This is a genomic window from Actinoallomurus oryzae (genome assembly GCF_039541955.1).
Taxonomy (GTDB): Bacteria; Actinomycetota; Actinomycetes; order Streptosporangiales; family Streptosporangiaceae; genus Actinoallomurus; species Actinoallomurus oryzae.
Window position 1 is genome coordinate 304,754 of sequence record NZ_BAABHF010000025.1, and the last position, 19,189, is coordinate 323,942.

14 protein-coding genes and 1 tRNA gene are annotated in these 19,189 nt (G+C 69.1%); 11 read left to right on the forward strand and 4 right to left on the reverse strand.

Annotation, left to right across the window (positions count from 1 at the left end; translation table 11 throughout):
• Positions 1-213: 213 nt before the first annotated feature.
• From gltB to ABEA10_RS25095, 3 genes are all read left to right on the forward strand, one after another.
• Positions 214-4,758, forward strand: coding sequence for a glutamate synthase large subunit (gltB, locus tag ABEA10_RS25085; RefSeq protein ID WP_345468219.1), 4,545 nt, complete (start codon positions 214-216; stop codon positions 4,756-4,758).
• Positions 4,759-4,771: 13 nt separating this feature from the next.
• Positions 4,772-6,235 carry a glutamate synthase subunit beta gene (locus ABEA10_RS25090; RefSeq protein WP_345468029.1) on the forward strand — a complete coding sequence of 488 codons (1,464 nt, stop codon included), beginning with the start codon at positions 4,772-4,774 and terminating at the stop codon, positions 6,233-6,235.
• Positions 6,236-6,464: 229 nt separating this feature from the next.
• Complete coding sequence (locus ABEA10_RS25095) at positions 6,465-7,037, forward strand: YceI family protein (RefSeq protein ID WP_345468031.1); 573 nt, start codon at positions 6,465-6,467, stop codon at positions 7,035-7,037.
• Between the two features lie 11 nt (positions 7,038-7,048).
• On the opposite strand, the gene ABEA10_RS25100 is transcribed toward ABEA10_RS25095, so the two are convergent.
• Together ABEA10_RS25100 and ABEA10_RS25105 are read right to left on the reverse strand one after the other, a co-directional pair.
• Positions 7,049-8,188: a YncE family protein gene (locus tag ABEA10_RS25100; protein ID WP_345468033.1), complete on the reverse strand. Its 1,140-nt coding sequence runs from the start codon at positions 8,186-8,188 to the stop codon at positions 7,049-7,051.
• 26 nt (positions 8,189-8,214) lie between these two features.
• Complete coding sequence (locus ABEA10_RS25105) at positions 8,215-9,675, reverse strand: alkaline phosphatase family protein (protein WP_345468035.1); 1,461 nt, start codon at positions 9,673-9,675, stop codon at positions 8,215-8,217.
• 480 nt (positions 9,676-10,155) lie between these two features.
• Between ABEA10_RS25105 and ABEA10_RS25110 the strand changes: the two genes are divergently transcribed.
• Both ABEA10_RS25110 and pyk read left to right on the forward strand, forming a co-directional pair.
• Entirely contained in the window at positions 10,156-10,713 is a 558-nt protein-coding gene (locus ABEA10_RS25110) for a type 1 glutamine amidotransferase domain-containing protein (protein WP_345468037.1), read from the forward strand.
• Positions 10,714-11,044: 331 nt separating this feature from the next.
• Positions 11,045-12,481 (forward strand): pyruvate kinase, encoded by a 1,437-nt coding sequence (pyk, locus tag ABEA10_RS25115; protein WP_345468040.1) that lies wholly within the window; start codon positions 11,045-11,047, stop codon positions 12,479-12,481.
• Here pyk and ABEA10_RS25120 read toward each other — a convergent pair.
• Both ABEA10_RS25120 and ABEA10_RS25125 read right to left on the reverse strand, forming a co-directional pair.
• Positions 12,419-12,937 (reverse strand): hypothetical protein, encoded by a 519-nt coding sequence (locus ABEA10_RS25120; RefSeq protein WP_345468042.1) that lies wholly within the window; start codon positions 12,935-12,937, stop codon positions 12,419-12,421. The genes pyk and ABEA10_RS25120 overlap by 63 nt on opposite strands.
• Before the next feature lie 217 nt (positions 12,938-13,154).
• Positions 13,155-13,227 (reverse strand) — tRNA-Leu (locus ABEA10_RS25125).
• Positions 13,228-13,313: 86 nt separating this feature from the next.
• On the opposite strand from ABEA10_RS25125, the gene ABEA10_RS25130 reads away from it, so the two are divergent.
• The 6 genes from ABEA10_RS25130 (at position 13,314) to ABEA10_RS25155 (ending at position 19,142) form a co-directional block, all read left to right on the forward strand.
• A complete protein-coding gene (locus tag ABEA10_RS25130) occupies positions 13,314-13,925 on the forward strand; it encodes an ANTAR domain-containing response regulator (RefSeq protein ID WP_345468044.1) in 612 nt (203 codons plus the stop codon).
• Positions 13,926-14,229: 304 nt separating this feature from the next.
• The gene (locus ABEA10_RS25135; protein ID WP_345468046.1) at positions 14,230-15,408 is read left to right on the forward strand and encodes a branched-chain amino acid ABC transporter substrate-binding protein; all 1,179 of its coding nucleotides are present in this window, start codon (positions 14,230-14,232) and stop codon (positions 15,406-15,408) included.
• A gap of 81 nt (positions 15,409-15,489) precedes the next feature.
• On the forward strand, positions 15,490-16,455 hold the full coding sequence (locus tag ABEA10_RS25140; protein ID WP_345468049.1) for a branched-chain amino acid ABC transporter permease: 966 nt from the start codon (positions 15,490-15,492) through the stop codon (positions 16,453-16,455).
• Entirely contained in the window at positions 16,452-17,639 is a 1,188-nt protein-coding gene (locus ABEA10_RS25145) for an ABC transporter permease subunit (protein ID WP_345468052.1), read from the forward strand. The genes ABEA10_RS25140 and ABEA10_RS25145 overlap by 4 nt, the downstream gene beginning before the upstream one ends.
• On the forward strand, positions 17,636-18,433 hold the full coding sequence (locus tag ABEA10_RS25150; protein WP_345468055.1) for an ABC transporter ATP-binding protein: 798 nt from the start codon (positions 17,636-17,638) through the stop codon (positions 18,431-18,433). The genes ABEA10_RS25145 and ABEA10_RS25150 overlap by 4 nt, the downstream gene beginning before the upstream one ends.
• Positions 18,423-19,142 (forward strand): ABC transporter ATP-binding protein, encoded by a 720-nt coding sequence (locus ABEA10_RS25155; protein WP_329258572.1) that lies wholly within the window; start codon positions 18,423-18,425, stop codon positions 19,140-19,142. The genes ABEA10_RS25150 and ABEA10_RS25155 overlap by 11 nt, the downstream gene beginning before the upstream one ends.
• The last annotated feature ends 47 nt before the right edge of the window (positions 19,143-19,189 follow it).

Sequence of the window (19,189 nt, forward strand, 5' to 3'; positions counted from 1 at the left end):
GTGATCGGTGTCACCCTGCGGGCTCGCTTTTCGGGGGAATTTATCCGAATACGCAGTGCATTGAGGCTAGATGAGCACAGTTAGGTAAGTTTCGCGATCATGTCGCGTCGGGGATGAAACAGACAGTGCTGTAACCTCTAGTCACCGCAGCAGGGCCAACGTCGTCCCAAGACTGCACTGATGAAGGAGCAGAACGAGACGACGGGAGGGCTGATGGTGCCTGCCGCCATGACTCCAGGTCAAGGGCGCGTCCAGCGTCAGGGCCTGTACGACCCGGCCAACGAGCACGATGCCTGCGGTGTCGGCATGGTCGCTGACCTGGCCGGACGTAAGAGCCACGATATCGTGGTCAAAGCCTTGACCGTCCTGAGGAACCTCGACCACCGCGGCGCCAAGGGCGCCGAGCCGGACGACGGAGACGGTGCGGGGATCCTCACCCAGATCCCCGATGAGCTCTTCCGCGAGACCGTGGACTTCGCGCTGCCCGAGCCGGGCGCGTACGCCGTGGGCATCGCGTTCCTTCCGGCCGAGGCCGCCGAGCGCGCCGAGGCCGTGGAGACGATCGAGCGGATCGCCGGCGAGGAGGGCCTGACCGTCCTCGGCTGGCGGGAGCTGCCCTACGACCCGCACTTCTGCGGGCCCACGGCGCGCCGGGTGATGCCGCACTTCGCCCAGCTGTTCCTCCGTGCGCGCGGCGGTGCCCGCGGGTTGGACCTGGACCGCATCGTCTTCTGCGCCCGCGAGCGCATGGAGCAGGACGCGCGGGTGTACTTCCCGAGCCTGTCCAGCCGCACGATCGTCTACAAGGGGATGCTGACCACCCCGCAGCTGGAGCCGTTCTTCCCCGACCTGTCCGACCGCCGCTACGCCAGCGCGATCGCCCTGGTGCACTCGCGGTTCTCCACCAACACCTTCCCGGCCTGGGAACTGGCCCACCCGTACCGCTTCATCGCGCACAACGGCGAGATCAACACGGTCAAGGGCAACCGCAACTGGATGCGGGCGCGTGAGGCGCTCCTGTCGTCCGACGTCCTCCCCGGCGACCTGTCGCGGATCTTCCCGGTCATCGACATCGACGCCAGCGACACCGCCTCCTTCGACGAGTGCCTCGAACTGCTCCACCTCGGCGGCCGGTCGCTGCCCCACGCGGTGCTCATGATGATCCCGGAGGCCTGGGAGAACCACACGGAGATGGACCCGGCCCGCCGGGCCTTCTATGAGTTCCACTCCACCCTGATGGAGGCCTGGGACGGCCCGGCCAGCGTCACCTTCACCGACGGCACCGTCGTCGGCGCCGTGCTCGACCGCAACGGCCTGCGCCCCGGACGTTTCTGGGTCACCGACGACGGGTTCGTCGTCCTGGCCAGCGAGGCCGGCGTGCTCGACATCGAGCCGTCCAAGGTCGTCCGCAAGGGCCGCCTGCAGCCCGGCCGGATCTTCCTCGTCGACACCGCGCAGGGGCGCATCGTCGAGGACGACGAGATCAAGGCCGAGCTGGCCGCCGAGCACCCGTACGAGGAGTGGCTGCACGCCGGGCTGATCCGCTTCGAGGAGCTCCCGCAGCGCGAGCTGCGGCACGTCACGCACGAGACGCTGGTCAGGCGCCAGCAGATCTTCGGCTACACCTCCGAGGAGCTGAAGATCATTCTCGCGCCGATGGCCCGCGCCGGCGCCGAGCCGATCGGCTCCATGGGCACCGACACGCCCCCGGCCGTGCTGTCCAGCCGCTCGCGTCAGCTGTTCGACTACTTCAAGCAGCTGTTCGCGCAGGTCACCAACCCACCGCTCGACGCGATCCGCGAAGAGCTGGTGACGAGCCTGCAGTCCACCCTCGGCCCCGAGAGCAACCTGCTCGAGCCCGGTCCGCACTCGTGCCGCCGGCTGGTGCTGCCCACGCCGATCCTCGACAACGAGGAACTCGCCAAGATCGTCCACGTGAACGACGAGGGCGACCTGCCCGGGTTCGCCCCACACGTGGTGTCCGGCCTGTACGACGTGGCCGGCGGGGGAGCGGCGCTGTCGCAGCGGCTCGAGGAGATCTGCGAGGAGGTCTCGGCCGCGATCAAGAACGGCGCGCGCATCCTCGTGCTGTCCGACCGCGGCGCCGGGCCCTCCCGCGCGCCGATCCCGTCGCTGCTGCTCACCGGCGCCGTCCACCACCACCTGATCCGCGAGAAGAGCCGCACCCGGGTCGGCCTCGTCGTCGAGACCGCCGACGCCCGCGAGTGCCACCACATGGCCCTGCTCATCGGGTACGGCGCGTCCGCGGTCAACCCCTACCTCGCCATCGAGACGGTCGAGGACCTGGTGGAGACCGGCGACCTCGCCGTCGACCGGGCCACCGCCGTGCGCAACCTGGTCAAGGCGTACGGCAAGGGCGTGCTGAAGATCATGTCCAAGATGGGCGTGTCCACGGTCGCCTCCTACACCGGCGCGCAGATCTTCGAGGCGATCGGCCTGGGCGCCGAGGTCATCGACGAGTGCTTCGCCGGCACCACCTCCCGGCTGGGCGGCGTCGGCTTCGACGTGCTCGCCGAGGAGGTCGCCCAGCGGCACCGGCGCGCGTACCCGCCGAACGGCAACGCGCCGACGCACCGCACCCTGGAGGTCGGCGGGGAGTACCAGTGGCGCCGCGAGGGCGAGCACCACCTGTTCAACCCCGAGACGGTCTTCAAGCTCCAGCACTCGACCCGCACCCGCCGCTACGAGCTGTTCAAGGACTACACCAAGCTCGTCGACGACCAGGCGGCCCGGCTGATGACCCTGCGCGGGCTGTTCCAGCTGCGCGAGGGTGCCCGGCCGCCGGTGCCGATCGAGGAGGTCGAGCCGGTCGAGTCGATCGTCAAGCGGTTCTCCACCGGCGCGATGTCCTACGGCTCCATCTCCGCCGAGGCGCACGAGAACCTCGCCATCGCGATGAACCGCCTCGGCGGCAAGTCCAACACCGGCGAGGGCGGGGAGGACCCCGAGCGGTTCACCCCGGACGCCAACGGCGACCTGCGCCGCTCGGCGATCAAGCAGGTGGCCTCCGGCCGGTTCGGCGTGACCTCCGAATACCTCACCAACGCCGACGACCTGCAGATCAAGATGGCCCAGGGGGCCAAGCCCGGCGAGGGCGGCCAGCTCCCCGCGCACAAGGTGTACCCCTGGATCGCCAAGACCCGGCACTCCACGCCCGGCGTCGGCCTCATCTCGCCGCCGCCGCACCACGACATCTACTCGATCGAGGACCTCGCCCAGCTCATCCACGACCTGAAGAACGCCAACCCCGCGGCGCGCGTGCACGTCAAGCTCGTCGCCGAGGTCGGCGTCGGCACGGTCGCGGCCGGGGTGTCCAAGGCGCACGCGGACGTCGTGCTCATCTCCGGCCACGACGGCGGCACCGGCGCGTCGCCGCTGACCTCGATCAAGCACGCCGGCGCGCCGTGGGAGCTCGGCCTCGCCGAGACCCAGCAGACGCTGCTGCTCAACGGCCTGCGCGACCGCATCGTCGTGCAGACCGACGGGCAGATGAAGACCGGCCGCGACGTGATCATCGCGGCGCTGCTCGGCGCCGAGGAGTTCGGTTTCGCCACCGCGCCCCTCGTCGTTTCCGGCTGCGTCATGATGCGCGTCTGCCACCTCGACACCTGCCCGGTCGGCGTCGCGACGCAGAACCCGGAGCTGCGCAAGCGCTTCAGCGGCAAGCCGGAGTTCGTCGTCAACTTCTTCGAGTTCATCGCCGAAGAGGTGCGTGAGTACCTGGCCGCGCTCGGCTTCCGCAGCATCGACGAGGCGATCGGCCACGTCGAGCTGATCGACACCGCCAAGGCCGTCGACCACTGGAAGGCCTCCGGCCTGGACCTCACGCCGATCCTGCACCAGCCGGACCTGCCCGAGGGCACGCCGCTGCGCAACACCACCGGCCAGGACCACGGCCTCGAGAAGGCCCTGGACAACACGCTGATCCAGCTCGCCGAGGGGGCCATCGCCTACGGCAACGCCACGAAGCTGGAGATGCCGGTCCGCAACGTCAACCGCACCGTCGGCACCATGCTCGGCCACGAGGTCACCCGCAAGTGGGGGGCCGGCGGGCTGCCCGACGACACGATCGACATCACCTTCACCGGATCGGCCGGGCAGTCCTTCGGCGCCTTCGTCCCGCGCGGCATCACGCTGCGCCTTGTCGGCGACGCCAACGACTACCTCGGCAAGGGCCTGTCCGGCGGGCGCATCACCGTACGCCCGCCCGCGGACTCGCCGTTCGCCGCCGAAGAACAGATCATCGCCGGCAACGTCATGCTGTACGGCGCGACCTCCGGCGAGGCGTTCATCCGCGGTGTCGTCGGCGAGCGCTTCTGCGTCCGCAACTCCGGCGCCACCGCCGTCGTCGAGGGCGTCGGCGACCACGGCTGCGAGTACATGACCGGCGGCCGGGCGGTCGTGCTCGGCCCGACCGGCCGCAACTTCGCGGCCGGCATGTCCGGCGGCATCGCCTACGTGCTGGACCTGCGCCGCGAACGCATCAACACCGAGATGGTCGACCTCGAACCACTGGAGGACGACGACCGCGCGTACCTGCACGACATCGTCACCCGCCACCACGCCGAGACCGGCTCGGAGGTCGCCGCCGGGCTGCTCGCCGACTGGGACACGGCCGTGACGCGGTTCGGAAAGATCATGCCGCGCGACTACAAGCGCGTGCTGACCGCACGGGCCAGGGCCGAGGCCGAGGGCCGCGACATCGACGAGGCCGTCATGGCCGCCAGCAACGGGTGAAGGGGGAGACGACATGGCCGACCCGAAGGGGTTCATGACCCATCCGCGCGAGCTCCCGAAGCGCCGCCCGGTCGACGTGCGGATCCGCGACTGGCGTGAGGTGTATGAGACCTTCCCCGAAGGCTCGCTGAACAAGCAGGCGGCACGCTGCATGGACTGCGGCATCCCGTTCTGCCACAACGGCTGCCCGCTGGGGAACCTCATCCCCGAGTGGAACGACCTGGTCCACCGGGGCACGTGGCGCGAGGCGATCGAACGCCTCCACGCCACGAACAACTTCCCCGAGTTCACCGGCCGGCTGTGCCCGGCGCCGTGCGAGTCCGCGTGCGTGCTCGGCATCAACTCCGACCCCGTCACGATCAAGCGGGTCGAGGTCGAGATCATCGACCGGGCGTTCGCCGAGGGCTGGGTGACACCGCAGCCGCCCGCGGTCCGTACGGGCAAGAAGGTCGCGGTGATCGGCTCGGGCCCCGCCGGGCTCGCCGCCGCCCAGCAGCTCACCCGCGCCGGCCACGACGTCGTCGTGTACGAGCGCGCCGACCGGCTCGGCGGGCTGCTGCGCTACGGCATCCCCGAGTTCAAGATGGAGAAGAAGCACCTGGACCGGCGGATCGCGCAGATGCGCGCCGAGGGCACGGAGTTCCACACCTCGGTCAACGTCGGCGTCGACGTGACCGCCGAGGAGCTCCGCGCGGCCTACGACGCCGTGGTGCTGGCCGGCGGCGCCACCGTCTGGCGCGACCTGCCCGCCCCCGGCCGCGAGCTGGAGGGCATCCACCAGGCGATGGAGTACCTGCCGCTGTCCAACCGCGTTCAGGAGGGCGACCTGGCGGCCTCGCCGATCAGCGCCGAGGGCAAGAACGTCGTCGTCATCGGCGGCGGCGACACCGGCGCCGACTGCATCGGCACGGCCGTACGCCAGGGCGCGCGCTCCATCACCCAGCTGGAGATCATGCCGCGGCCGCCCGAGGCGCGGCCCGCGGGCCAGCCGTGGCCGACCTACCCCATGCTGTTCAAGATGGAGTCGGCCCACGAAGAGCTGCACGACATGGGCGGCGACCGTGCCTACGCGGTGAACACTCTGGAGTTCGTCGGTGACGAGAACGGGCACGTGAAGGCCCTGCGCGTCGTCGACGTCGAAGGGCCCGAGACCCGCTTCAAGCCGATCCCCGGCACCGAGCGGGAGATCCCGGCCGAGCTGGTCACGCTCGCCATGGGCTTCCTCGGCCCGCAGCGCGACGGCCTGCTCGACCAGCTCGGCGTCGATCTGGACCAGCGCGGCAACGTCGTACGCGACGGCGCGTACGCCACCTCGGTCGAGGGCGTCTTCGCCGCGGGCGACATGGGCCGGGGCCAGTCGCTGATCGTCTGGGCGATCGCCGAGGGCCGCTCCGCCGCGGCCGGAGTCGACCAGTGGCTCATGGGCCGCACCGCCCTGCCGACCGCGATCCCGCCGACCGCACGACCGCTCGTCTGACCCACACCGGACGCCCTGCCGCACCCTCCGGGGGTACGGCAGGGCGTCCGTCGTTTCCCCGGCACCCGATGTCTCCGACGCCCGAACCGGCCATCGGGCCGGAAGCACGGACAGACCGACCACTTACCACGAGTGTCGTCTGTTACGCGAATCGACGGTTGATGTGCGTTCTTGATGCCGTTTCAACTACCCTGGTGCGCTCGGGAGCGCGGCTTCGGGAAAGAAGGACATGACGGAGACCATCACCGCACCAGAGATCACCGCCGGCACCTGGCGGATCGACCCGGACCACTCGGAGATCACCTTCAGCGTCCGGCACATGATGACGACGGTCCGCGGCGTCTTCACCGAGTTCACCGGACGCATCGACATCGCCGACGACGTCTTCGCCTCCACCGCCGGTGCCGAGGTCGTCATCGCCTCGATCGACACGAGAAACGCCGAACGGGACGAGCTCATCCGTTCCTCCCAGATCCTCGACGCGGCGAACCACCCGGTCATGACCTTCACCGCGACCGCCGTCGCTCCGGCCCGCACCGGCCGCCGGGCCCGCCATCCCCGCTACACCGTCGACGGCGACCTGACGATCCGCGGCGTCACCCGCCCGGTCAGCCTGCTCACCGAGTTCCACGGCGCCGGCACCGACCAGCGGGGCGGCCTGCGGGCCGGCTTCACCGCCTCCACCCGGATCTCGCGCTCCGACTACGGCATCGAGTTCAACATCCCGCTGCAGGGCGACCGGCTCATGCTCGGCGACGAGATCGAGATCGGCCTGGAGATCCAGGCCGTGCACGGGGCCTGACGGGCGGTCCGTCAGGACGGCGTACGGCCGAAGGCGATCCCGACCGGGGCCGCGTCGAGCGGTTTCGTGCCCGTGCCCCCCGCGACCGTCGCGATCAGCGTGCCGGAGGCGACGTCGATCACCGAGACGCTGCCGGACAAGATGTTGCCGACCCACACCTCCGAGCCGTCCGGCGTCACCGCCACCGACGCGGGCAGCTTCCCCACGCCGATCGTGGCCCGCACCCGGCCGCTCGCGGTGTCGACCACGGCGACGGCGTTGTCGTTCATCTGCGCGATGTAGGCCTTCGTGCCATCCGGGGTGACGTCCACCGCCCACGGCTGGTCACCCGCGGGGATCCGGCCCCGCACCCGGCCGGTCGCCGTGTCGAGCACCGACACCCGGCCCGCGGGGGGCTCGGCCACGTACAGCCTCCGCCCGGACGGGTCGACCGCGATCCCCTGCGGGCAGAACCGGTCGCGGATGGACCGCACCACCGTGTCACTCGACGTGTCGATCACCGCGATCCCGCCGTCGTGGCTGACGTAGGCCCGCCGCCCGTCCGCGCTGAAGACGACCTGGCGGGGAGCCGTGCCCGCGCGGATCCGCCGGACCACCTCGTCGGTGACCGGATCGATCACCGCGACGACGTCCGAGCCGCCCCTGCCCGTGTCGCCGCCGGTCACCGCCGCGTACACCTTCCGGCCGTCGGGGGAGACCGCGACGTCGCGCGGGAACGGGCCGACGTGCACCGGCCGGGTCTCACCGGTGAGCGGGTCGACGACCAGCACGTCGTACTGCCCGGTGTTGGCGATGTAGACCTTGCCGCCGTCCGGCGTGACCGCCACGCCCTGCGCCGCGTCGGTCGCGACGCCCCGTCCCATGAACGTCCGCGTCGCCGCGTCGACCGCGACCACCCGGTAGTCACCGGCCAGCGCGACGTACGCGCGATATTCGCCGGCGGCCAGCCGTGACGCCGACGGGGGCCGCGGCTGCGGGTCCGGGCCCCACTTGGGCATGCCCGGAGCGGTGTTGACCGGCGTCGGCCGCGGCGGGCTCGGCGGGCTCGGCCGCGCCCGCGTCGCCCCCGCCGGTACGGCCAGCGCGAGGAGACCCGCCGCACCACCGGCCATCAGGAAGAGGCGCCGCCGCCGTGATGTCTGCTTCGGCACGTCGAATCCCTTCTCGCCCGGCGCGTTCATCCGCGCGGCCGGGCCTGAGTGCGCGGCACGGGCCGTGGCCGTGGCCGCGGGCCCTTCTCCTGCCGCGGCGGTGTCTGGTCCTCCTCCGGGAAGAGCGGGGCCGGCAACGTCACCACGTCGCGTACGGCCTCGGCCAGGCGCCGCTTGGTGCCCGGCAGCCGCGGTGGCGGCCCCGCCACCGGAAACCCCAGAGCCGAGGTCAGGTCGCCGAACGCCGTACGCCGCCACGCGGTCAGGTTCGGGACGCGCACGCCGGTCAGGCGCTCGAGAAGGCGCAGGACGGAGGTGTGGTCGAAGGGCTCACGCGCGACCCAGCCGCCCATGGTCCACGGAGAGACGAGCAGGCACGGCACCCGGAACCCGCCGCCGATCGGCAGGTCGTGCACGAACTCCTCCGGCGTGCCCGCGGGCGGCACCGGGGGAGGGACGTGGTCGAACAGGCCGTCGTTCTCGTCGTAGTTGAGGATGAACAGGGTCTTCTTCCACACGTCCGGGTTGGACGCGATCGCGTCGATCTTGCTCGCGACGTAGTCGGCGCCGGCCGCCGGCGTGTAGTCGGGATGCTCGGACTGGAAGCTCGTCGGGATGATCCACGAGACGGTCGGCAGCCGGTCGTTCGCGGCGTCGTACTCGAACTGACCGGCCGCGTACGTGCGCAGGCCGTTGCGGAACAGCGGAGACGACGTAGGGGCGTTCTGGAACGTCGCGAAGTACTCCAGGACGTTGCAGCCGTAGTTGTCGATCTCCTGGTAGACCTTCCAGCTCACGCCCGCGTCGGTCAGCGCCTCCGGATACGTCGGCCAGGTGTACGGAGCCGGGTCGCGGTTGGTGATGACCGGCCCGCCCCGCGTCCCATCCGGGTCGACCGTGCCGGTCATGTGGTACAGGCGATTCGGCCAGGTGGGACCCAGCACCGAGCAGAAGTAGTGGTCGCAGACGGTGAACGACTCCGCCAGGGCGAACTGGAACGGGATGTCCTCCCGCATGTGGTACCCCATGACGTACGGGGCGTTCACGCCGTCGGCCGCCCGGTGCGCGGGCAGCCAGTTGTCCATCCTCCCGGAGTTCCAGGCGCTGTGCTGCACCGCCCACGCATGGCTGGTCGAGGGGATCGCCTGGGCGCTGCTCGTCCGCGTGTCCAGGTGGAACGGCAGCAGATAGCCCGCCGGGTTGACCGGGTCGGGCTGGTAGAACACCGGACGGCCGGTGCTCAACGTGATCGCCTCCGGGTCGGAGAATCCCCGTACGCCCGGAAGAGTCCCGAAGTAATGGTCGAACGAGCGGTTTTCCTGCATCAAAATGACGACGTGCTCGATGTCGGCGAGTTTCCCTTTGACGTCATGAGGAGTGCCGGCCATCGCCCGTCGTACGTTCGGCGGCAGTACCTCCGCGGCGAAAGCCGCCGCGGCGATCGCACCCGCCTTGCTGAACAGACGGCGACGGGTCAGGTCCGGCATCTGTCACGCTCCCCGCACGGTCGGAATCTCGAAAACCCCCACAGCAAAATGGCGCATGAAACAGGGTGCGCGCAAATCATCGCCGGAACGCCATGACATTTGATGAGAAAACATCCGACAAATTAGGTCATGTGAATTCGGCCGGCCGGGCCGTCGGCCGCGGCGACCTCGGTGACGCGGGTCACGCCCCGCTGCGGTCGGCCCCGTGAATAGCGCGCACCATCGAGGGCAGGGCAGACAGCAGCGAAGGACGCTCAGGGACCCATCAGGGGAGGTTCCGCCCCATGAGCGACCGACGCGACCGGATCAAGGCCTGCGGTCATTCATCCGACGAAGGAGGACCCATGAGTGAGCGGAGCGAGCGAATCGAAGGCGCAGCGTCTGTAATCACTCACCCGACGAAGGAGGACCCATGAGTGAGCGGAGCGAGCGAATCGAAGGCGCAGCGTCTGTAATCACTCACCCGACGAAGGAGGACTCATGAGTACGCAGCTTCAGGGCAAGACGATCGCGTTCCTCGTCGCTCCGGACGGGATCGAACAGGTCGAGCTGACCGAGCCCTGGAAGGCGATCGAGCAGGCAGGCGGAACACCTCGGCTCATCTCCACCAAGTCCGGCGAGGTCCAGGCCCGCGACCACCTGGAGAAGGCGGACACCTTCCCGGTCGACGCGACCGTCGACGAGGTGTCGGCCGACGACTTCGACGGGCTCGCGCTGCCCGGCGGCGTCGCCAACCCCGACTTCCTCCGGATGAACGACAAGGCCGTCGCGTTCGCACGCGCGTTCTTCGACACGGGCAAGCCGGTCGCCGCGATCTGCCACGCGCCGTGGACCCTCGTCGAGGCCGGCGTCGTACGCGGTCGGACCCTCACGTCCTGGCCGAGCCTGCGGACCGACATCCGCAACGCCGGCGGCACCTGGGTCGACGAAGAGGTGCAGATCTGCACGGCCGGGCCCAACACTCTCGTGACCAGCCGCAAGCCCGACGACCTCAAGGCGTACTGCCAGGAGGCCGTTGAGGTGTTCGCCTCGGCCTGACCCACGGACGAGCCCGGGGAGTCAGACGTCCCCGGGCGCCCGTCCCGGCCGTCCTCGGACATTCGTCCCGGCCGTCCCGGGCCGCCTCGGGCGTCTGTTCCGCTCGTTCCCGGCTGTCCCCGGGGCGTCCGTTCGGGCCGGGCCGCCGACGGCGCCGTGCAGGCCGGTTCGGGGCCTGCGCGGGCGCTTCAGCGGGAGGCGCCGGCGAGGTGTCCGGTTTCCGACCGTACGAGCCCCGCACCCCGTTCGGTCTAGACCATTGGGTGAACACAGGGCAACGGTGACCTGCACGAATACACGTACTCGCGGGTAACTACTTAAAGTTGGAGATGTGAGTCGCCGAGCAAAGATCGTCAGCACCATTGGTCCCGCCTGCTCCAGCCCCGAGCGCATCAACGCGTTGGTTGAGGCCGGCATCGACATCGCCCGGCTCAACATGAGCCACGGCACCCAGCAGCAGCACGAGGACGTCTACCGCCTCCTGCGCGAGGCCGCGAACGCCACCGGCCACGCCCTCGGCATCCTCGCGGACCTCCAGGGTCCCAAGATCCGGCTCGGCACGTTCGCCGACGGGCCCGTACGCCTCACTCTCGGCGACGAGTTCACCGTCACCACCGAGGACGTGCCCGGCGACCGCTCGCAGGTGTCCACCACCTACGGCGGCCTCCCCGGTGACGTCGGCCCCGGCGACACGATCCTCATCGACGACGGCCGGGTCGTCCTCAACGTCACCGCGGTCGACGGCCCGCGCGTCCGCACGCGCGTGCTCGTCGGAGGCATGGTCTCCAACCACAAGGGCCTCAACCTGCCGGGTGTCGCGGTCAGCGTCCCCGCCCTCACCGAGAAGGACGAAGAGGACCTCCGCTTCTCCCTCCGCCTGGGCGTCGACATGGTCGCCCTGTCCTTCGTGCGCACCCCCGAAGACGCCGAGCCGGTACGCCGCATCATGGACGAGGAAGGCCGGATGGTCCCCCTCCTCGCCAAGATCGAAAAGCCGCAGGCCGTCGAGCATCTCGAAGAGATCGTCGAGGCCTTCGACGGCATCATGGTCGCCCGTGGCGACCTCGGCGTGGAGCTCCCGCTCGAACAGGTCCCCATCGTCCAGAAGCGCGCCATCGAGCTGACCCGCGAGAAGGCCCGCCCGGTCATCGTCGCGACCCAGATGCTCGAGTCGATGATCAGCGCCCCGCGGCCCACGCGCGCGGAGGTCTCCGACGTCGCCGGGGCCGTCTTCGAGGGCGCCGACGCCGTCATGCTGTCCGGCGAGACCAGCGTCGGCGACTATCCCGTCGAGTCCGTGCAGACGATGAGCCGCATCGTGTGCGCCGCCGAAGAGACGACGCTGCGCGCCACCCACTCGCTCGACCGCATCCCGGAGACCGTCGGAGGCGCGATCGCCCGGGCCGCCGCCGAGGTCGGCGCGACGGTCGACGCCAAGGCCCTGGTGGCCTTCACGATGACGGGCGAGACCGCGCGACGGCTGTCCCGATATCGCTCGCCGATCCCGCTGCTCGCGTTCACCCCCCGCCCGGAGACCCGCAGCCGGCTGGCCCTCGTCTGGGGCGTCGAGACGTTCACGGTGCCGGAGGTCTACCACACCGACGAGATGGTGAAGCAGGTCGAGTCGGCCCTGCTGGACATCGGCCGCTGCCAGAAGGGCGACCGGATCGTCATCGTCGCCGGCTCCCCGTCCGGCACGGCGGGATCAACGAACGACCTGCGCGTCCACCGCATCGGCGACGCCATCGCCCAGTCCCCGCCCGCCTGACCCTCCTTCACACCGCCGGTCGAGTGCGGGGCCGCCCGGGCAGCGCCCGAGCCGACGCCCCGCCACTGACCGGCGGTCGCCCGCGGCATCACGGCCGCGAGCGGCGCCCACGCGCGAACCGGCCCACGACTCGGCCCGGTCAGTACTTCGGCCCCACGAACTCATCCACCTCGCCACCGCCTCGTTCTTGGCGATCGAGATGATCCGCTCATCGGATCGCTTCCACTCGATGCCGAGCCGGTCGAGCGCGTCGGTGAAGAGCTCACGGATGTCGTCGGAGGCGTTGGTGAAGAAGTAGCGGGGGTACTCGTACCACCGATCACCGCCCTTGAGCGGTCGAAGCACGCGATTAATGGCCCGGCAGCCGTCGGAATGAATCAGCCCGTGCACGAACTCCTCACCGAACTCCGAGGCGATCTCTTCCTGTGTGGGCAGGACGGCGGCGAGTGCGTGCACGGCCGCCTCGGTGAGGCCCGGCCAGTCGTCGCAGCAGGCGATATCCAGCCGGAAAACGCCCTTGTTGCCATGCGCGATGTGCCCGTCGCCAAGTACAGCCCCAGTAGATAGGCGTAGGCGGTTGAAGTGCTGTCCCTACGTACTGTGCTCGGGGGCATGCGGACAGTGTGAGCGCAGGGTATGACAAAACTCGAGCAGTGCCGGAATTTTTGGAAAGTGCCCCGAGTGGGATTCGAACCCACACTTGATGGTGTTTGAGACCATTCCCTCTGCCGTTGGGGTATCGGGGCCATATGGAGTTCTCGTTATAGAAGGTCCGGTTCGCCCCACTAGGGCCTCCCGGACGGATACAAGAGTAGCGGGTCCGGGTACGCTCGTGCGCGTGACCGAGACCCCGCGCCGCGTTGTGATCGCCGAGGATGAGGCCCTGATCAGGCTGGACCTCAAGGAGATGCTGGAAGAAGAGGGTTACGAGGTCGTCGGGGAGGCCGGGGACGGGGAGTCCGCCATCCGCCTCACCGTCGAGCACGTGCCCGATCTCGTCATCCTCGACGTCAAGATGCCCATCCTCGACGGCATTTCGGCCGCGGAGCGCATCGCCGCGGACCGCATCGCCCCCGTCGTGATCCTCACCGCCTTCTCCCAGCGCGAGCTGGTCGAGCGGGCCCGGGAGGCCGGCGCGATGGCGTACCTCGTCAAGCCCTTCACCAAGGCCGACCTGGTGCCCGCGATCGAGATGGCGGTGAGCCGGTTCCAGGAGATCAAGAGCCTTGAGGCCGAGGTCAGCACGCTGGAGGAGCGCCTGGAGACGCGCAAGGCCGTCGACCGGGCCAAGGGGCTGCTGCAGGCCGCTCGTGGCTGGTCCGAGCCGGAGGCCTTCCGGTTCATCCAGAAGACCTCGATGGACCGCCGGATGACCATGCGCGCGGTGGCCGAGGCGGTCATCGCCGGCGGGCTCGGCCGGCCGCCCGCGGACGACGCCGAGTGAAGGCGCGTCGGCTCACTCACTGACGATCCGAACACCGTTGACGGCGGCGCCTGCCGCCGTCAACGCGTTTGGCCTGCTCTCACGCGTGTGGTTCCGGTTCAGTCAACTGCTCGACGGTTAGGGCACAAGTGAGTAACGAAGTGAGAACACCATGTCGAAGGGCTGTCCATGAAGCCCAGCACATAGGTGTACTACTGCCCTGGCCCCCAGGAACCGTGAAAAAGCGCCCGTAGAGCCCATATGAGCGTCCTGGGGAGGTACCCGGTATCCCCCGTGCAAAACGGTTACGGAAGGAAGAGCGGCCTTGCGGAGCAGGACTGTGAAGTTCACCGGTGTGATCGCGGTGAGCGCGGCGTTGGCGCTCGGCGCGTCCGCCTGCGGAGACTCTGGCAGCGGCAACGGCGGCGGCAAAGGCGATAGCGTCACGATCGGATTCGTGGGTGACCTGACCGGTGAGAACTCCGGCATCGTCATCCCGCCCAAGCAGGGCGCGCAGCTGGCGATCGACCAGTACAACGCGACGAACCCGAAGGTCAAGATCAATTTCAAGACCTACGACAGCCAGGGCAAGGGTGAGCAGGCCGTGCCCCTGGTCAAGCAGGCGATCACCAAGGACAAGATCGTTGGGATGATCGGGCCGACCTTCTCGGGCGAGTCCGCCCAGGCGGACCCGGTCCTGGAAGAGGGCAAGATCCCGAACATCTCGGCGTCGGCGACCAACGCCGCGCTGGCCTCGCACGGCTGGAAGTACTGGCACCGCCTCATCGGCAACGACAACGTGCAGGGCGCCGGTATCGGCAACTTCATCGCGAACAACCTGAAGGCCAAGAGGCTCTTCGTCATCAACGACGCCTCCGAGTACGGCAAGCCGCTCGCCGAGACGGTGAAGGCGACGGCGGCCAAGGCCGGCGCCGCGACGTCCGAGGACGCGATCGACATCCAGGGCTCGGACTACTCCTCGACGGTGAACAAGGCCAAGGCCTTCAACCCGGACGCGGTCTTCTTCGGCGGTTACTACGCGCAGGCCGGCAAGCTGCTCAAGCAGCTCCGTGAGGGCGGAGTGAAGGCCCGGTTCCTCTCGGGCGACGGTTCGCTGGACAAGGGCCTCGCCCAGGGCGCGGGCGGCACGACCGCCGACGGTTCGATCATCGGCTGCCCCTGCCTGATCGACCCGACCGGTTCCGCGGGCGCGGCGAGCAAGAAGTTCGCGCAGGAGTACAAGGCCAAGTTCAACGCCGACCCGGCGATCTACTCCGCCGAGGCGTACGACGCGGCGAGCGCGTTCATCTCGGCCGTGAAGGCGGGCAACACCACCCCGGAGAAGATCAACTCCTTCCTGTCGACGATCGACCAGCCGGGCGTCTCGAAGCAGATCAAGTTCAGCTCGGCCGGTGAGCCGACCGCGACGGACGTCTACGTGTACGAGGTCAAGGGCAGCGAGCTGCCCCTCCTGGGCAACTCCAAGACCGCCACTGTCAAGTAATCAGTCCGCCGTAGGTGGGCTTACGTAACGCCAGGAGCGGGAGCGCACCGCGCTCCCGCTCCTGCGGCGAAGGCGATCAACTTGAACAACCTCATCAGCCAGTTCTGGCCGTACACCATCGACGGACTGTCGCTGGGCGCGATCTACGCACTGGTGGCGCTCGGCTACACGATGGTCTACGGCGTTCTTCGTCTCATCAACTTCGCGCATTCCGAGATCTTCATGATCGGCACGTTCGCCGTGCTGGGAATGCTTCATCTTTTCGGCATGCCGTCCAATGTCGGTGGGTTCGCCCTGGTCGGGCTGCTCGTCGTCTTCGCCGCCGCGGGTGCGGTGGCCTCGGGCGGCAGCGCGGTGATCCTCGAGTACGCGGCGTACCGGCCGTTGCGCCGCCACGGGGCGTCCCGCCTGGCGGCGCTCATCTCGGCGATCGGCGCGTCACTGTTCCTGCAGCAGCTCTTCGCGCGCATCGTCGTGCCCTGGGCCTTCGGCCTGCCGAAGGAGAAGGGCGCGCTGCCGATCCAGGGTCACTTCGTGAAGCGGACCGATGTGATCCACATCGGGAGCTTCGAACTCTCCAACGACCGTCTCATCGTGATCGTCGGTGCGGTGCTGATGATGGTGCTGCTCGACATCTTCGTGAACCGGACGAAGCTGGGCCGCGGCATTCGCGCGACCGCGCAGGATCCTGAGACGGCGGTGCTCATGGGCGTCAACATCGACCGGATCGTGACCGCGACGTTCGCGATCGGCGGTGCGATGGCCGGTGTCGCGGCGGCGCTCTTCATGCTGCGGTTCGAGGAGACCCGGTACGACGTCGGGTTCCTGCTGGGCATCAAGGCGTTCACCGCCGCGGTGCTGGGCGGCATCGGCAACCTGCGCGGCGCGCTGGTCGGCGGTGTCGTGCTCGGGCTCTTCGAAATGTACGGCTCGGCGATCTTCGGCTCGGAATGGCAGAATGTCGTGGCATTCAGCGTTCTGGTGCTGGTCCTCATGTTCCGTCCCACCGGAATTCTCGGTGAGTCTCTCCAACAGGCGCGCGCATGAACGATTCCTCTTCTGGAAACCCGCTCACCCGAGTACGCGGGGCGTACTCCTCGGCAGCCGACTCGATTCGTGACCGCTGGTCGGGCGCTCCCTCGTGGGTGCGCTGGCTGGTCTATGTCGTTCTGATCGCCATAGCGCTGGTGCTGCCGGCGGACGGCATCGGCAGTTTCATGTCGCCGTACACCGACTGGCCGACGCTGCTGTTCTTCCCGATCGGCGGCTACATCCTGCTGGGCATCGGGCTGAACGTCGTGGTGGGCCAGGCCGGCCTGCTCGACCTGGGCTACGTCGCGTTCTTCGCCATCGGCGGGTACGGCATGGCGGTGTTCGGGGTGAAGTTCGGCTGGAGCTTCTGGGAGATCCTGCCGGTCGGCGTCGCTTTGTCGGCGCTGTCGGGCATCATCCTGGGCGCTCCGACGCTGCGGTTGCGCGGTGACTATCTGGCGATCGTCACGCTCGGCTTCGGTGAGATCGTACGAATCACCGCGAACAACACGAACTACATCGGCGGCCCGAACGGCATCGGTGGCATTCCGCATCCGCCGTCCTTCTCGGAGTGGACGATCCCGGACAACGGGCTGTTCGACGCGCTGGGTCTCGGCGGTGTGCAGCCGTTCAAGTACGGTGCGCTGGACGGCAAGCCGTACTACTACCTGATGCTGCTCGTGATCGTTATCGCGATCATCTTCGTGAAGCGGCTGGAGAGCAGCAGGGTCGGCCGGGCCTGGGCCTCGATCCGTGAGGACGAGGACGCCGCCGAGCTGATGGGCGTGCCGACGTTCAAGTTCAAGCTGGCGGCGTTCGCGATCGGCGCGGCGATCGGCGGGGCGACCGGTGTGGTGTACGCCTCCCAGGCGGTGTCGATCATTCCGACGAACTTCCCGTTCATCCTGTCGGCGACCATCCTGGCGGCGGTCGTGCTCGGTGGGTCGGGGAACCTCCCCGGCGTCATCCTCGGGTCGTTCCTGGTGGCCTGGATCCCGGAGCGGATCCGCGGGCTGCAGGAGTACCGCGTCCTCGTCTTCGGCGCGGTGCTGGTGCTGCTGATGGTCTTCCGGCCCGAGGGGCTGTTGCCGTCGCGGCGCCGCAAGGCCGAGCTGGCCGAGGGATCGGGAGGCATGGGATCCATGGGCGCCGAGGTGGCCGGCCCGGCCACCGTCGCAGCCGGTGAGGTGGGCGAATGAGTCACCAGGCGGCGAGCGCCGCGGCTCCCGTGCTGGACCTGCGGCGCGTGACGATGCGCTTCGGCGGCGTGGTCGCGATCAACGGCCTCGACCTGACGATCGACCAGGGCGAGATCTTCGCGCTGATCGGTCCGAACGGCGCGGGGAAGACGACCGTGTTCAACGTGGTCACCGGGGTGTACCGGCCGACCGAGGGGAACGTGGTCTTCGCCGGTTCGCGGATCGACGGCAAGAAGCGGTTCAAGGTGACCAAGCTCGGCGTGGCCCGGACGTTCCAGAACGTCCGGCTGTTCCACAACATGTCGGCGCTGGAGAACGTCCTGGTCGGCGCCGACGCGAACCACCGTACGGGTCTGGCCGGGGCGGCGCTGGGGCTTCCCTGGCACCGCCGGGAGGAACGCCAGGGCCGGGCCACGGCCGAGGAGATCATGGAGTTCGTCGGTATCGGACACCGCATCCATGAGACGGCCAGGAATCTCCCGTACGGCGACCAGCGGCGGTTGGAGATCGCCCGGGCTCTCGCGACGGACCCGAAGCTGTTGCTGCTCGACGAGCCGGCGGCGGGGATGAACCCGACCGAGAAGGAGGAGCTGCAGCGGCTCATCAGGAAGATCCGCGACGCGGGGCGCACGGTGCTGCTGATCGAGCACGACATGAGCCTGGTCATGGGCATCAGCGACCGGATCGCCGTTCTCGACTTCGGTCAGAAGATCGCGGAAGGCCTGCCGAGCGACATCCAGAACAATCCGCGGGTCATCGAGGCGTATCTGGGGGCTCCTGCCGATGCTTCTTGAGATCAGTGACATCCACGTCCACTACGGCAAGATCGCGGCCCTCAAGGGCGTGTCCGTCGACGTCGACGAGGGCGAGATCGTCACGCTGATCGGCGCGAACGGCGCCGGCAAGTCGACGACCCTGAAGACGATCTCGGGCCTGCGCCCGCTGTCGTCGGGGCGGATCGTGTTCGGCGGCCGGAACATCAGCAAGGTGGCCGGGCACAAGCGGGTGCTCATGGGCATCGGCCAGGCGCCGGAGGGCCGGGGGATCTTCCCCGGCATGACGGTGACCGAGAACCTGCACATGGGCGCGTACGCGCGCAAGGGCAACGTCGAGAAGGACCTCAAGGAGGTCTTCGACCTGTTCCCCCGGCTGGCGGAGCGCAAGGACCAGGCCGGCGGCACGATGTCCGGCGGGGAGCAGCAGATGCTCGCCATCGGGCGCGCGCTGATGACCCGGCCGAAGGTGCTGTTGCTGGACGAGCCGTCGATGGGGCTGGCGCCCAAGCTCATCCAGCAGATCTTCACGATCATCCAGGAGATCAACCGGCGCGGCACGACGGTCCTGCTGGTCGAGCAGAACGCCCAGCAGGCGCTGCAGATCGCGCACCGGGCGTACGTGCTCGAGACGGGGGCGGTGGTGAAGTCGGCCCCGGCCCGTGAGCTGCTGAACGACCCGCAGGTTCGCGCGGCGTATCTGGGAGGCGGCGCGGAGTCGGCCATCTGACCTCCCGCCGGGGCCACCCGGTCGGCGGCCCGCGCGGACAGGGAACG

Excerpts from the sequence above, each read along its gene's own strand:
- gltB (WP_345468219.1), top strand. The coding sequence starts at position 214 with ATGGTGCCTGCCGCCATGACTCCAGGTCAAGGGCGCGTCCAGCGTCAG.
- ABEA10_RS25095 (WP_345468031.1), top strand. The coding sequence starts at position 6,465 with ATGACGGAGACCATCACCGCACCAGAGATCACCGCCGGCACCTGGCGG.
- ABEA10_RS25110 (WP_345468037.1), top strand. The coding sequence starts at position 10,156 with ATGAGTACGCAGCTTCAGGGCAAGACGATCGCGTTCCTCGTCGCTCCG.
- ABEA10_RS25105 (WP_345468035.1), bottom strand. The coding sequence starts at position 9,675 with ATGCCGGACCTGACCCGTCGCCGTCTGTTCAGCAAGGCGGGTGCGATC.
- ABEA10_RS25145 (WP_345468052.1), top strand. The coding sequence starts at position 16,452 with ATGAACGATTCCTCTTCTGGAAACCCGCTCACCCGAGTACGCGGGGCG.
- ABEA10_RS25150 (WP_345468055.1), top strand. The coding sequence starts at position 17,636 with ATGAGTCACCAGGCGGCGAGCGCCGCGGCTCCCGTGCTGGACCTGCGG.
- ABEA10_RS25090 (WP_345468029.1), top strand. The coding sequence starts at position 4,772 with ATGGCCGACCCGAAGGGGTTCATGACCCATCCGCGCGAGCTCCCGAAG.
- ABEA10_RS25155 (WP_329258572.1), top strand. The coding sequence starts at position 18,423 with ATGCTTCTTGAGATCAGTGACATCCACGTCCACTACGGCAAGATCGCG.